Annotated in this window: 14 protein-coding genes and 1 pseudogene; 8 read left to right on the forward strand and 7 right to left on the reverse strand. The window is 70.7% G+C overall.

Features of this window, described 5'->3' with window-relative positions; translation table 11 throughout:
• Nucleotides 1-98 precede the first annotated feature (98 nt).
• The 3 genes from ACFMQL_RS32905 to ACFMQL_RS32915 all read left to right on the forward strand — a co-directional run bounded on the left by ACFMQL_RS32905 (nt 99) and on the right by ACFMQL_RS32915 (nt 1,639).
• Complete coding sequence (locus ACFMQL_RS32905) at nt 99-353, forward strand: hypothetical protein (protein WP_378788654.1); 255 nt, start codon at nt 99-101, stop codon at nt 351-353.
• 277 nt (nt 354-630) lie between these two features.
• The gene (locus ACFMQL_RS32910) at nt 631-1,323 is read left to right on the forward strand and encodes a hypothetical protein (protein ID WP_378788656.1); all 693 of its coding nucleotides are present in this window, start codon (nt 631-633) and stop codon (nt 1,321-1,323) included.
• 40 nt (nt 1,324-1,363) lie between these two features.
• Nucleotides 1,364-1,639, forward strand: coding sequence for a hypothetical protein (locus ACFMQL_RS32915; RefSeq protein ID WP_364052025.1), 276 nt, complete (start codon nt 1,364-1,366; stop codon nt 1,637-1,639).
• Here ACFMQL_RS32915 and ACFMQL_RS32920 read toward each other — a convergent pair.
• Nucleotides 1,602-1,997, reverse strand: coding sequence for an STAS domain-containing protein (locus tag ACFMQL_RS32920; RefSeq protein ID WP_378788658.1), 396 nt, complete (start codon nt 1,995-1,997; stop codon nt 1,602-1,604). The genes ACFMQL_RS32915 and ACFMQL_RS32920 overlap by 38 nt on opposite strands.
• 231 nt (nt 1,998-2,228) lie before the next feature.
• Between ACFMQL_RS32920 and ACFMQL_RS32925 the strand changes: the two genes are divergently transcribed.
• Nucleotides 2,229-2,582 carry a helix-turn-helix domain-containing protein gene (locus ACFMQL_RS32925; RefSeq protein WP_364052019.1) on the forward strand — a complete coding sequence of 118 codons (354 nt, stop codon included), beginning with the start codon at nt 2,229-2,231 and terminating at the stop codon, nt 2,580-2,582.
• A gap of 92 nt (nt 2,583-2,674) precedes the next feature.
• Here the strand turns inward: ACFMQL_RS32925 and ACFMQL_RS32930 are convergent, their stop codons facing one another.
• Nucleotides 2,675-3,070 (reverse strand): STAS domain-containing protein, encoded by a 396-nt coding sequence (locus ACFMQL_RS32930; RefSeq protein ID WP_364052016.1) that lies wholly within the window; start codon nt 3,068-3,070, stop codon nt 2,675-2,677.
• 377 nt (nt 3,071-3,447) lie between these two features.
• Here ACFMQL_RS32930 and ACFMQL_RS32935 point away from each other — a divergent pair, with 377 nt between their 5' ends.
• The 3 genes from ACFMQL_RS32935 (at nt 3,448) to ACFMQL_RS32945 (ending at nt 6,287) form a co-directional block, all read left to right on the forward strand.
• Nucleotides 3,448-3,843, forward strand: coding sequence for a hypothetical protein (locus ACFMQL_RS32935; protein ID WP_364052013.1), 396 nt, complete (start codon nt 3,448-3,450; stop codon nt 3,841-3,843).
• A gap of 312 nt (nt 3,844-4,155) precedes the next feature.
• Entirely contained in the window at nt 4,156-5,460 is a 1,305-nt protein-coding gene (locus ACFMQL_RS32940; RefSeq protein WP_378788661.1) for an MFS transporter, read from the forward strand.
• Entirely contained in the window at nt 5,457-6,287 is an 831-nt protein-coding gene (locus ACFMQL_RS32945; RefSeq protein ID WP_364052007.1) for a ChbG/HpnK family deacetylase, read from the forward strand. Before ACFMQL_RS32940 ends, ACFMQL_RS32945 begins: the two co-directional genes overlap by 4 nt.
• Nucleotides 6,288-6,295: 8 nt before the next feature.
• Here the strand turns inward: ACFMQL_RS32945 and ACFMQL_RS32950 are convergent, their stop codons facing one another.
• A complete protein-coding gene (locus tag ACFMQL_RS32950; RefSeq protein ID WP_378788663.1) occupies nt 6,296-6,529 on the reverse strand; it encodes a hypothetical protein in 234 nt (77 codons plus the stop codon).
• 861 nt (nt 6,530-7,390) lie between these two features.
• On the opposite strand from ACFMQL_RS32950, the gene ACFMQL_RS32955 reads away from it, so the two are divergent.
• A complete protein-coding gene (locus tag ACFMQL_RS32955; RefSeq protein ID WP_378788665.1) occupies nt 7,391-8,386 on the forward strand; it encodes a hypothetical protein in 996 nt (331 codons plus the stop codon).
• A gap of 51 nt (nt 8,387-8,437) precedes the next feature.
• On the opposite strand, the gene ACFMQL_RS32960 is transcribed toward ACFMQL_RS32955, so the two are convergent.
• The 4 genes and pseudogenes from ACFMQL_RS32960 to ACFMQL_RS32975 form a co-directional block, all read right to left on the reverse strand.
• Nucleotides 8,438-9,970: a long-chain fatty acid--CoA ligase gene (locus ACFMQL_RS32960; RefSeq protein WP_378788667.1), complete on the reverse strand. Its 1,533-nt coding sequence runs from the start codon at nt 9,968-9,970 to the stop codon at nt 8,438-8,440.
• 210 nt (nt 9,971-10,180) lie between these two features.
• Entirely contained in the window at nt 10,181-10,639 is a 459-nt protein-coding gene (locus ACFMQL_RS32965) for a MaoC family dehydratase (protein ID WP_364051998.1), read from the reverse strand.
• Nucleotides 10,639-11,523, reverse strand: coding sequence for an amidohydrolase family protein (locus ACFMQL_RS32970; RefSeq protein WP_378788669.1), 885 nt, complete (start codon nt 11,521-11,523; stop codon nt 10,639-10,641). Before ACFMQL_RS32970 ends, ACFMQL_RS32965 begins: the two co-directional genes overlap by 1 nt.
• Before the next feature lies 1 nt (nt 11,524).
• Nucleotides 11,525-12,450: pseudogene (locus ACFMQL_RS32975) on the reverse strand (SDR family oxidoreductase).
• Between the last annotated feature and the right edge of the window lie 4 nt (nt 12,451-12,454).

Genomic DNA, 12,454 nt, shown 5'->3' on the forward strand with positions numbered 1-12,454 from the left:
CTGCACCTACGCCGTCACCTCGTTCGCACGAGGTGCGAAGTGCCGAGCCGACGCCGGCATCTGTCCGGCCCGACGGCTGCGACCAGGCGGAGGCGGCCTTGGCCGGATATCGCAGGAACGCCGGGACCGGCCGCAGCGGTCAGGCGGCCGCGGCTCAGCAGGCGTACCAGGAACTGATGGGGGCGGGTCTCCGTGCGGAGGAACCTGTGGCGGCGAAGATCAGGCGGCTGGCCGCTGAGTTCCAGGAACTCAACTTCCGCCTGACCGGCATGACCGGTGGCGACCCCAATCAGGTGATCGCGGATATCAATACGGACATGGCGGGGCTCTACACGATGTGTCACGTCGGTTGATCGAGCAGCGGCGGCAGTCGTTCGGTCGCGTACCGCCTCCGAGGGGCGAAGACCTCACAACGTGTGAAAGTTTCATGGGCGGTCGGGCTTGACCTGCGGCTGTTAGGAGGGCTTGCTCGTCGCAGTTTCCATCTCGCGTACGCGGATCTACGGTGGCTCCACCTCCCCGCCGGAACCCAGCTGCTGTTCGTCGAACGATTGTCGAAGCGCTTCGACAAGCGTTCGACAACACCTTTAGACAGGTGCCGGCGGGTGGACCCCAGCGGAAAGGGAGAACATGTTCAGCAAGCTCCGCCTCCTCATCCCCGTCTCCGTGATCGTCGCGCTCGTCACCGTGCTCGCCCAGCCGGCCCAGGCCGCCGTCTGGTCGTCGTCCGACCAGTGGGGCACCTGGACCAACGGCGGCTACACGCTCTACAACAACATCTGGGGCAGCGGCGCGGGCCCGCAGACCATCTGGGCGAACTCGTACAGCGACTGGGGCGTCTGGGCGAACCATCCCAACACCGGCGGCGTCAAGTCCTACCCCAACGCCACCAGGAACGTGAACCGCCGCATCAGCTCCCTCGGCAGCGTGACCAGCCGGTTCGACGTGTCGGTGCCGAACGCCGGGGCGTACGCGACCGCGTACGACATCTGGTGCGACGGCCACACTTACGAGATCATGCTCTGGATGAACAAGTACGGCCCGGTCGGGCCGCTCGGGTCGTACCAGACCAGCACCTCGGTCGGCGGCCACTCCTGGGACGTCTACCGCGGCTCCAACGGGTCCAACCAGGTGTTCTCCTTCGTCCGCCAGGGCAACGCCTACGCGGGAACCGTGGACATCAAGGCCGTGCTGACCTGGCTGCGCGACAGGAACTGGTTCGGCGACGTGACGCTGGGCGACGTGCAGTTCGGATACGAGATCACCTCGTCCAGTGGCGGTCTGGACTTCCACACCAGGAGTTTCTCGGTGTCGGCCGGCTGAGGCTCGGAAGCCCCCGCTGCGGGGCGGCGTCCGGCTCACCGTGGCCGGTGGGCTGGACGCCGCCAACGCCGACCGGCCGCAATCCGCCATCGAGCGCGACCGGCTTCCGTGCCTGCCGTCGGGCCTGGACCCCCTCGGACACGCAGGTGAGCGGGACCGCCTCTGGCTCCGCCCGCTGATCCTCGACCTCGGCGGGCTGAGGTTCATGGGGCTGAGGTTCATGGACAGCACCGGCCTGTACGTGCCGCTGCGCGTTCACGGTGACGTGGACGCGGCCGTCATGGCCGTGTGGGGCCCGGCGGCGGTGAGCCAGTGAAGCTCTCCATGTTCAGTATCGGCAGCAGGCCGGTGATCTCCATCAGCCGGGCCAGTACGCCGTGGACGCCCTTCAGGTGCAGCGAGCCGCCCGCGTGCCGCAGGGCGACGTGCAGGTTCTCCAGGACCCGCAGGCCGCTGCTGTCGATGAACGTCAGCATGGTCATGTCGAGCACCACCCGCTCCCCGGGCGACGCGTGCTCGCGGACGTATTGCTCAAGTACGGCGGCATTGGTCATGTCCACCTCGCCCAGCACCGTGATCACCAGGCCCGCGGCGTGCCGGCGGTGTTCGAGGGTGAGGGGCGATGCGGCGCGCGCCAGGCTGCCGCTGGGCCGGTATGCGATGTGAACGTGCATGGCGTCCTCCCGGGCGAGGTCGGTCCGACGTTCGTCTCAGGCTCTGCAGCCTAATGCCCGAATTGCAATACCGGAAATGCTCTTCGTGTGATCTTCGTCCTGGGGCCCTCGTCCGAATCTCCGAGCGTCTACGCGTCCGTACGAGCGGTCCTGCGTTCGAGGGCCGAGTGAGCGGCCCGTCGGAGAGGAAGCGCGCCGCGAACCGCCTGATCTGGTACAACTAGAGATTTCGTGAGCACGTCCGTGAACCGATCCAGCTCCTGGACCTTCCTGACCAACCACGCCCGCGTGTTGGTGGAGATCGCCCGCAACCCGCGGGCGCGCGTCCGTGACATCGCCGCCGGCATCGGCATCACCGAGCGTGCCGTCCAGGGCATCGTCTCCGACCTGCAGCAAGCCGGTTACGTCACCATCGACCGCGTCGGCCGGCGCAACGAGTACAGCCTCAACCCCGACGCCCGGTTCCGGTACCCGACGGAGGCCGACCTGCCCGTCCGCCTCCTCATCGACATGTTCACCCAGCACGACATGCCGGACCCGGAGGAGACCGCCCCGGTCAAGGAGGAGACGAAGGCCGACGAATGAGCCAGGCCGGGCGGCGCTGGCCGGGCTTCAGGCGCTGGCCGGGCTTCAGGCGCTGGCCGGGCTTCAACTGATGGGCTTCCGCGGGCGACGCGCTACGACGGCGCCGCCTCGATGGCCGGTTGCGCGGCCGCCGGTGCGGGCAGCCGCAGGGCCGCCAAGACCGCCTCCTCCACGGTGTCGTGCACGTGCAGCACGGTATGGGCGCGGGTGAAGCGCATCATGGCCGCGAGCCGGGGATGCGGCGCGGCCAGACGCAGGGTGCCGCCGTGCTGACGGGCGAAGGCGTGCGTGTTGAGCAGCACCCGCAGCCCGGCGCTGCCCAGGAAGTGGGCGTCGCTGAGGTCGATCACCAGGTGCTCATGGGGCGCGCGGCGGGTCGCGCGCAGTTGCCGGTCGAGCAGTACGGCCGTGACGGCGTCGATCTCGCCCGCCACGGAGATCACGCTCACCCCGGGTAGCCGCTGCGTGGCGAACGTCAGGTCCGGCACGGGCACCTCCCCCCACCACGAGAAGTTCGCAGCCCTACGGTAACGGCGCGGAGGACGGCCGTACAGAGGTATGCGAAGGCGCACCCGAGACGAAATTCGAGGGACGGCCGGAATGGCCGCGGAAGGGGCGCACGAATGGTCCGGAGGTACAAAAAGGGAGGGCCCGGAAACGTTCGTTTTACCTGCGCCGGGATTCCTCATGGAATCCCCTGTCCAGGCCGTGGGGAACCGATGTCCCTGGCGGGATGGTCATGGGTTCTCTTGAGAACGACCAAGGTTTCTTGATCATCTTTGTCGGGGTGGCGCGCGGCATCGCGGCAGACGCGGTCTTACTTTCTTTCTTGCTTCCTATCGGGACGCGAACGAAAGGAAAACACATGCTCCGTCGTACTGTGTCAGGCGCTTTCGCTCTGACGGTCGCCGGTCTCATCGCGGCTGCGGCTTCTCCCGCGCACGCCGAGTCCACGAGCCCGGCCGACTTCTACGACACGGCCGCGGCCATCATCAACTCCGACGGCACCCTGAACAACGGGACGAACGTCTTGCGGTCGTGGCGGGCAGGCACTGGCAAGTACTGCATCCAGCTGAGCCACAAGGTGTCCGCGCCCCACACGCTCATCCAGCTCACCCCGCGCGAACCGCGGAGGCTGCCGAACATCGCCTACCGTAACCCGTCCGCGACGTGCTGGCAGCACAACACCATCACCGTCAACGTCTACGACACCAACACCGGCCGGCTCGCCGACGGCGGTTTCGACCTGCTGGCGATCTGACGTTCCGGCCCTGCAAGCGCCGCGCCGCCGATGAGCTCCGCAGGGAGCGCACGGCGGCGCTCGCTGTTTCGCCCCCGCATCCGAGCCGCGCGCGCCCGAAAGCCGTGACCCGCTCGCGACCCCCGAGCGCGACACTGTCTGTCGACGTCCGGCCCGCCCGCGCATCACCCGCCGTTCGCCTCGGCCTGCGAACGTGTCGTCGTGCAGCGCAACGGCGCGGCAGTCGCGAACGGCAAGGAAGGTGATCGCGTGTCACTCCCCGGCCCGGCCCCCTCCCCGGGACGGACTCCCGCCTGGCGCTACGCCGTCGGAATGTTCGGCACCTCCATCCCGATCAACATGATCAAGGGGTCGATGATCCTCTTCTACGTCGACATCCTCGGGCTCGACGTACGCGCCTACGGCGTGGTCATGGTGATCTACGCGGTCATCGACGCCATCGACAACCCGGTGCTCGGCCACCTGTCCGACCGCACCCGCACCCGTTTCGGCCGCCGCCGACCGTGGCTGCTGGTCGGCGCGCCCATGCTGGCCGCCTGCATGATCGCGTTCTTCTCCGCGCCGGAGTCACTGGAGGGCATGGGCCTGCTGCTGTGGTTCGCGGTGTTCGCCATCCTGTGCGAGGCTTTCGACTCGATGCTGAACGCGAACTACGGCGCGCTGCTGCCCGAGCTCTACCCGCGCGAGCGCGATCGCGCCGTCGCCAACAGCCTGCGCCAGGGCTTCCAGCTCGTGGCGCTGGTGATCTCGCTCGCGGTCACCCCGGTGCTCACCACGCAGGTGTTCGGCACCGAGACCTCCACCCAGGGCTTCCGGACGACCGCGATCATCTACGGCGTCATCGCGGCCGCCGTGATCGTGTTCATGGCGCTGAGCGCCCGCGAGAACCCCCGCTACGCCACCCGCGAGCGCCCGCTGCTGCTGCGCAGCATCTGGTCGATCCTGCGCAACCGGCTGTTCTGGACGGTCGGCCTCACCGGCGCCTGCTACGGCGTCGCCATGGCGCTCGTGCTCTCCGGCATCCAGCTGTACGTGCGCTACTCGCTCGGCCTCCCCGTCGGCCACGCCCTCTACCTCCAGGGCATCGTCATCCTGGTCTCGGCCGGCGGCCTGGTCGCCTGGACGCGGGTCGTCGCCCGCCGTGGCGCGCTGTGGACATGGCGGCTGGCGTTCGCGGTGCTCGCGGTCAGCTTCGCCGCCCTGTTCTTCGCCACCGGCCTCGTCACCGCGATCGCCGCGGGCGTGCTGGTCGGCGCCGGCTGGTCGGGCATGCTCGCCACGAACGACCTCATCGTCGCCCGCGTCCTCGACGCCGACGCGGCACGCAACGGCGAGCACCGCGAGGGACTGTTCCTGTCGGCGTTCGGCTTCTTCGGCCGGCTCAATGGCGTGGTGACCGGGCTCGCGCTCACCTCGCTGGGCGTGTTCTTCGGCTACAACTCGGGCGACGACCCCGGCGGCGATCCCGGGCTGGCGTTCCGCGTCTACCTGTGCGTCTATCCGTTCGTGCTGACCGCGATCGGCGCGGTCGCCGCCCGCTTCATCTCCGTCCCGATCGAGACGCCCGCAGAACAGCAGTCCGCAGAACAGCAGTCCGCCGTGGAGCAGCCGAAATGAGCCGCCGCGTCGTCATCACCGCCGACGACCTCGGGCGCGAGCCCGGCACGACCGAGGTCATCGCCTCCCTGCTCGCCGAGGGCCACGTCAGCGCCACCACGCTCATCTGCGTCTCGCCCGAGGCGGAACGCGCCGCCCGGCGGGTGCGGGAGCTGGGCGTGCTGCCGCGCCTGCACATCACGCTCACCAGCGAGCGCGGGGTGCCGCGCTGGCGGCCGCTCAACGGCGCGGCGAGCATCGCCGGCCCCGACGGCACGCTCACCGACGACCCCTTCGCCTTCGCCGCGCGCGGCAAGGCGGGCGACGTCATCGGCGAGGCCGACGCCCAGCTCGCCTGGATGCGCGAGCACGACCTCGCGCCCGTCGCCGCCGATTCCCACGCCGGCACCGTGTACGGCCTGCACGGCAGGTCGTTCCTCGCCGAGACGCTCCAGTGGTGCGCCCGCCACGGCCTGGCGTTCCGGTTGCCCCGCGACCCCGAGCCGTACATGGGCGGGCCGCTGCCGCCGCCGCTCGCCGCGGCCCACGAGGGCGCCGTCGCGCTCGCCGACTCGCTCGGCGTCGCCCTGCCGCAGACGATCGCCACCAACCGCCGTACGGCCGCCGACCTCGGCACCTACGAACGGCTCCGCGACGACTACCTGCGCCGGCTCGCCGACCTGCCGGAAGGCACCAGCGAGCTGTTCCTGCACCCCTCGCGCGAGGACGCCGTCACCGGACCCGACGGCATCGTGCGCACGTGGGAGGCACGGCTGCTGCGCGACCCCGTCTGGCACGCGGCGCTGGAACGCGAGGACGTCGAGGTCGTCCCCGGCTGGTGGAGCTAGGCGCGGGGTCAGGAGAACCAGTTCGCGCCGATCTCCTGGATCGTCTTGCTGCCCTTGGGGACCAGTACCGCCTCGTTCAGCACCTGGTTGACGTGCTTTTTGTCGTTCAGCATGGCGAACAGGAAGAACGAGCCGCCGTCCGCCGTCGTGAAGCCGTAGATCGAGCTGCGGCCACGGAAGGCCACGTACGCGCCCTGGGAGACCTCGGGGAACGCCTTGCGGCCGAAGCTGTTCTTCGCCATAGCCGGACTCGCCCTCCTTCTTCCCGTGGTTCCAGAAGTTCTGGTATTCCGCCGTCACCGCGAGGGCGATCGCGTCGCTGGGCATGCTGATGTAGCCGTCGGCGTCCAGCTCCGCCTTCGGCACCCGCCGGCCCCAGTGCACCGGCGTCGCGACGGCGAGCTTGAACGACGACTCGTCCCTCCGGCGCAGGAAGCTCAGCAGGTGCGGGCGCACCTGGCCCTTGGTGTCCTGGTACGTCGCCTGCGCCATGAACCAGTCCGTGAAACCCGGCTGGTTCTCCGGCCGCACCACGTAGATGACCGGAGTGCCTTGGATGGCGATCGGCCGGTGCCCCGGCGACGTGCCCATCGCCTCGCGGGTACGTTCGAGCACGCCTTCGTGCAGGGCCCTTCGGTGAACAGCGCGTCGAGCGTGTCGTTCTTCCGCCACCACTTCGGCTTCTTGAGCGCCTTGTTGTACGCGGCCACCCACTGCCGGAATGCCTGCTCGGCCTGGGCGGCGGTGAAGGGCCGCCCGGTGGGGGAGGGAGCGGGGGTGGCCGGGGGCGTCGGCGAGGGGGAGGCGGATGGGGACCCGATGGCCCGCGTCGTGGCCGGCGTCATGGCCCGCGTCGTGGCCGGCGTCGTGGGGGTCGGTTGGGCCGGCCCGGGGATGAGCGGCGGCAGCGTTCCGCAACCCGCGAGGCCCGTGACGAGAGCCGGGCCCAGCACCGTCCGGCGTACCGACATCCAATCCCCAACCCGAAATCAGCGACAAATCGGGACGAACCTATCGGATGCTCTGTGCGGGTACGCGCCGGTGGCGCGCCTGATCGCCGCTTGATTCAATCGCCGCAGGGGCGTCGGCCGGAAGGTGGGATCATGCGCAGCGTGTCCAGGGCGGCGGCCCTGCTGTTATCGCTCTTCGTCCACGCGCTCACCCTGGCGTTCATGGCCGTGGGGTGCTGGATCATCTGGGCGAACGCCCGCCTCGCTGTCTTCTGGCTGATCGGGCTGCTGCTCATCGGGATCGGCGTGCTGCTGCTGCCCAGGGCGCGCCGGTTGCCCGCCGACGCCGAGGTGCTCGGCCGCTCCGCCGCGCCCGAGCTGTACGCCGCCGCCGAGCGGGTGGCCCGCGCGATGGGGGTCGAGCCGCCCGAGACGCTGGCCGTGTGCGATCTCGCCGTGGCCACCGAGGTGCTGCGGGCGGGACGCCGTCGCGTGCTGCTGATCGGGCTGCCGCCGTGGCTCGTGCTGTCGCCGCGGCAGCGGGTGGTGCTGCTCGCCAGGGCGTACGCGGCGGAGCCCGACGACGGGCGGATCGTCGGCGGCGCGCTCGCCGGTCTCGCCGTCTGGCGCGAGTCGCTGCTGCGCGGCAAGGAGGCGCCGGGACGCTCCGACGTCCACACGCGGATCGGCGCCACGCTCGGCTCGGCGGGCACTCCGTCCGGCGCCTACGCCGGCATGGGCACGATGGGCCGCGGGCTGGGCGCGGTGCTCGGCCTGCCGGTCCTCGCCCTGGAGTGGGCGCTGACCCGGCTCGTCCAGGCGGCGCGCGGGGACGCGGCGGCCGAGGAGCTTCAGCGGGTACGCCGCGTCGCCACGGACGCCGAGCTGGCCGAACTCGACGGGCTGCTGCGCGACGGCCGCTTCCTCGCTCCGGTGCAGGCCGCCGCGCTACGCGGGCAGAGCGCGGCCGAGATCCGGGCGGCCGCCCGCGACCGTACGGACGCCGGGGATCGTGCGGACGCCGGGGATCGTGCGGACACCCCCGAACCCGAGGACGGGCTGCTCACCGCCGGCGCGTCCGAGCGCATCGACGCCGAGCTGAGCGGGCACTTCGCACGCGCGATCAAGGGGTTCGGGCTGATCTCGTGAAGCGTCTCACCGGGAGGCCGGCAGGGGCGGCGCTGACCTCGCGAGGCGTCCTCACCGGGAGACCGGGAGCGGGAGATCGCGCAGCCGGGGCTTGTGGATCTTTCCGGAGCCCGTCTTCGGCAGCTCGTCCACGACATCGACGTACACCGGGATCTTGTACGCCGCCAGCCGCGGCCGGAGGAAGTCCCGCAGCTCCTCGGCCGTGACCCGAGCGCCGGGACGCAGGACCAGGAACGCCCGGCCCACCTCGCCCCACTTGGCGTCCGGCACGCCGAGCACGGCCACCTCGGCGACGGCGGGATGCTCGAAGATCGCCGCCTCGACCTCGGCCGGGTAGACGTTCTCCCCGCCCGAGATGAACATGTCCTTGACCCGGTCCACGACGTACAGGTGACCGTCCTCGTCCAGGACCGCGACGTCGCCGGAGTGGAACCAGCCGTCGCCGGTGAACGCGGCGGCCGTCGCCTCGGGGTCGCGCCAGTAGCCGGGCGTCACGTTCGGGCCCTGGATGAGCACTTCACCCGGCTCGCCCGGCGGGGCGTCGGTGCCGTCGGCGCGCACCACCCGTACGTCGGCGAAGAACACCGGCACCCCCGCCGAGCCCACCTTGCGCGTGCTCTGGCTGGCCTCCAGGAAGGTGGCGCCGGGAGCGGTCTCGGTGAGCCCGTACCCCTGGCAGAAGACCAGGCCGCGCTCCTGGTACGTGCGGATCAAAGCGGCCGGTACCGCCGCGCCCCCGGCCATGAGGTGGCGCAGCGACGACAGGTCCGCCCCGGCCCACCTCGGCGAGCGGGCGAACGCGGCGAACATCGTGGTGACCCCGAACATCCAGGTGATGCCGTGCTTTTCGATGAGGTCGTAGCAGGCGTCCACCTCCCACGACGGCATGACCACCGAGCAGCCGCCCTTGAGGAACGTCGGCAGCAGGGTCTGGTTCAGCGCGGCGACGTGGAACAGCGGCGCGCTGATCAGCGTCATCTCGTCGCTGGTGACGTCGACGCCGAGCAGCAGGTTGAAGCAGTTCCACACCAGGTTGCCGTGGGTGAGCGTGGCGCCCTTGGGCCGTCCGGTCGTGCCGGAGGTGTAGAGGATGAGCGCCGGGTCCTCGAGGCGTACGGGCGTGTCGATCGGGGTGGGGTCGCCCTGCGCGAGCCAGCTGTCGTAGTGCCGCTCGCCGGGCGCGGGGTCGGCGAGCGCGACGATCTCGCGCGGGCGTGCCGCGTCGCCGGGCAGCGCGCGCACGACCTCGGCGCACTCGGGCGCGTAGACCAGCACGTCGGCGCCGGAATGGCCGAGCATGTACGCGACCTCGGGCGCCGCCAGCCGGAAGTTCAGCGGTACGAAGATCGCGCCCAGCACGTGGGCGGCGAACATCGTCTCGACGAACGCGAGGTGGTTGCGGCCGAGGTAGGCGACCCGGTCGCCGGCCCGCACCCCTGACGCGCGCAGCTGCGCGGCCAGCCGCGTGGTCCGGTCGTGGACCTCGGCGTAGGTGACGGGCCGGTCGGCGAAGATGAACGCGGTCCGCTCCGGCGTCATCCTGGCCCTGCGGGCGGGCCAGCATCCCAGTCCGGCGTTGCGCATCGGTGTTCGGCCTCCTGTCGGCGGGGGGATCGGCCAGGATCAGGTGGAACAGGCCAGAAATCGGTCAGGGGGTATGGGACGGCGGTGATCGGCAAATTCGGGCAGGGATCGGTCAGGGGTCGGGGACGGCGGTGATCGGCAGGTTCGGGCAGGGATCGGCCAGGGGCGGGCGGCGGTGATCCGTGGGGATCGGCCAGGATCGGGCGCGGCTCAGGCGTAGTGGCGGTAGATGGCGCGGGCGACGCAGGCCGGCCGGTCCGACCCCTCGATCTCCACGGTGAAGTCGAGGTGCATCTGCACGCCGTCGCCGGGGACGTCCTCGACGGAGGCGACGACCCCGCCGAGCCGTACCCGCGCGCCCACCTTCACCGGGGCTGGGAAGCGGACCCTGTCCAGGCCGTAGTTGATGCTCATCTTGACGCCCTGGATCTCCAGCAGCTCCCCGAAGAGGGGGATGAGCAGCGCCAGCGTCAGATAGCCGTGCGCGATCGTGCCGCCGAACGGCCCCTCGGCGGCCCTGACGGGATCGACGTGGATCCACTGGTGGTCGTTCGTGGCGTCGGCGAAGGTGTTGACGCGGTCCTGGGTGATCTCCAGCCAGCCGGTGTGGCCGAGGTCCTTGCCGGCCAGGGCCTTGATCTCCGACAGTCCGTGCGCGGTGATGGTCATCAGGCGTTCTCCTTCAGGCCGAGCAGGCGGGCGGCGTTGTCTTTGAGGATCTTGGGGCGGACCTCTGGCTTGATCTCGAGCTTGTCGAAGTCGCTGAGCCAGCGGTCCGGGGTGATCACGGGGTAGTCGGAGCCGAAGAGCACCTTGTCCTTCAGCAGCGAGTTGGCGTATCTGACGAGCTGCGGCGGGAAGTACTTCGGCGACCAGCCGGACAGGTCGATGTAGACGTACGGCTTGTGCACGGCCACCGCCAGCGCCTCGTCCTGCCAGGGGAAGGACGGGTGGGCGAGGATGATGCGCAGCTCGGGGAAGTCCACGGCGACGTCGTCCACCAGCATCGGGTCGCCGTACTTGAGCCTGATGCCGCCACCGCCGGGGACGCCCGCGCCGATGCCGGTCTGCCCGGTGTGGAACACGGCGGGCACGCCCAGCTCCTCGATGGCCTCGTACAGCGGGTACGCCATGGGGTCGTTGGGCGCGAAGCCCTGGATGCTGGGGTGGAACTTGAAGCCGCGCACGCCGTGCTCCTCGACCAGCCGCCGCGCCTCGCGCACCCCGGCCTTGCCCTTCCACGGGTCCACGCTGGCGAACGGGATCAGCACGTCGGCGTGCTCGGCGCAGCTCTCGGCGACCTCCTCGTTGGAGATGCGCGGGTGCCCGGTGGCGTGCTCGGCGTCCACGGTGAACACCACGGCGGCCATCTTGCGCTCGCGGTAGTACGCGGCGGTCTCCGCGATGGTGGGCTGCCGGTGGCCGTGGGCCTTGAAGTACTCCTCAGAGGCGCCGAACAGCTCGGGGCTCAGCGAGCGGTGGCCGTCCTTGGAGATCTCGGCGTGGGTGTGCACGTCGATCGCGACGAGGTTCCCGACGTCGATGCCCGCCATCTCAGGCCCCCTGGCCGGTCTCGGCGGGCGCCTTGGGCGCGGGGATGCCGTACGTCTCCGGCTCGGCCCCGACCCCCGACCGCCAGGACTCGGCGATGGCGTCGGCCGTCCAGCCGCCGTCACGGAAGGCGACGGCCTTCTCGGCGGGGTGCGACCAGAGCGCGAGGCGGTCGCCGCCGATGCCGATCGCCTGGCCGGTGATCCCGGCGGAGGCGTCGGAGGCGAGGAACACGATCAGCCCGGCCACGTCCTCGACGGTGCCCATGCCCTCGTCCTTGCGCAGCCAGTCGGGGAACGGCTTGCCGGTCCGCTCGGCCTCCTCGATGACGGGCGCGAACGCCGGAATCGTCTTGGTCATCTCGGTGGCCGCGACCGGCACGACCGCGTTGACCGTGATGTTCGCCCTGGCCAGCTCCATCGCCCAGGTCCTGGCCATGGCGACGATGCCGGCCTTGGCGGCGGCGTAGTTGGTCTGGCCGAAGTTGCCGCGCTGGCCGGCGGGGAGGAGATGAGGATCAGCCGGCCGCTGTCGCCCTGCTCCCGCATCTTGACCGCGGCGGCCCGCGCGCAGGTGAACGTGCCGCGCAGGTGCACGTCGATCACCGCGTCGAAGTCGTCGTCCGACATCTTCCACAGCACCCTGTCGCGCAGGATGCCGGCGTTGGTCACCATCACATCCAGCCGCCCGAACTCGCTGGTCGCGGCCTCGACCAGGCGCTCGGCCGCCTCGGACGACCCCACGGGGGCGGCGACGTCGCGCGCCCTGCCGCCCCGATCCGTGATGCCCGCGGCGACCTTGGCCGCCGCCTCCGCGTCCACGTCGTTGACGATCACCGCCGCTCCGGCCGCGGCGAGCGCCTCGGCGTACGCGCGGCCGAGCCCGCGGCCCGCACCTGTGACAACGGCGACCTTGCCGGAAAGATCCATGGGA

This window comes from Nonomuraea fastidiosa (assembly GCF_042751225.1).
Taxonomy (GTDB): domain Bacteria; phylum Actinomycetota; class Actinomycetes; order Streptosporangiales; family Streptosporangiaceae; genus Nonomuraea; species Nonomuraea fastidiosa.

What these genes read in the sequence shown, in the direction of transcription:
- ACFMQL_RS32935 (WP_364052013.1), top strand. Translation starts at nt 3,448, where the DNA reads ATGCTCCGTCGTACTGTGTCAGGCGCTTTCGCTCTGACGGTCGCCGGT.
- ACFMQL_RS32965 (WP_364051998.1), bottom strand. Translation starts at nt 10,639, where the DNA reads ATGACCATCACCGCGCACGGACTGTCGGAGATCAAGGCCCTGGCCGGC.
- ACFMQL_RS32920 (WP_378788658.1), bottom strand. Translation starts at nt 1,997, where the DNA reads ATGCACGTTCACATCGCATACCGGCCCAGCGGCAGCCTGGCGCGCGCC.
- ACFMQL_RS32940 (WP_378788661.1), top strand. Translation starts at nt 4,156, where the DNA reads ATGTTCGGCACCTCCATCCCGATCAACATGATCAAGGGGTCGATGATC.
- ACFMQL_RS32945 (WP_364052007.1), top strand. Translation starts at nt 5,457, where the DNA reads ATGAGCCGCCGCGTCGTCATCACCGCCGACGACCTCGGGCGCGAGCCC.
- ACFMQL_RS32910 (WP_378788656.1), top strand. Translation starts at nt 631, where the DNA reads ATGTTCAGCAAGCTCCGCCTCCTCATCCCCGTCTCCGTGATCGTCGCG.
- ACFMQL_RS32950 (WP_378788663.1), bottom strand. Translation starts at nt 6,529, where the DNA reads ATGGCGAAGAACAGCTTCGGCCGCAAGGCGTTCCCCGAGGTCTCCCAG.
- ACFMQL_RS32960 (WP_378788667.1), bottom strand. Translation starts at nt 9,970, where the DNA reads ATGCGCAACGCCGGACTGGGATGCTGGCCCGCCCGCAGGGCCAGGATG.
- ACFMQL_RS32970 (WP_378788669.1), bottom strand. Translation starts at nt 11,523, where the DNA reads ATGGCGGGCATCGACGTCGGGAACCTCGTCGCGATCGACGTGCACACC.
- ACFMQL_RS32955 (WP_378788665.1), top strand. Translation starts at nt 7,391, where the DNA reads ATGCGCAGCGTGTCCAGGGCGGCGGCCCTGCTGTTATCGCTCTTCGTC.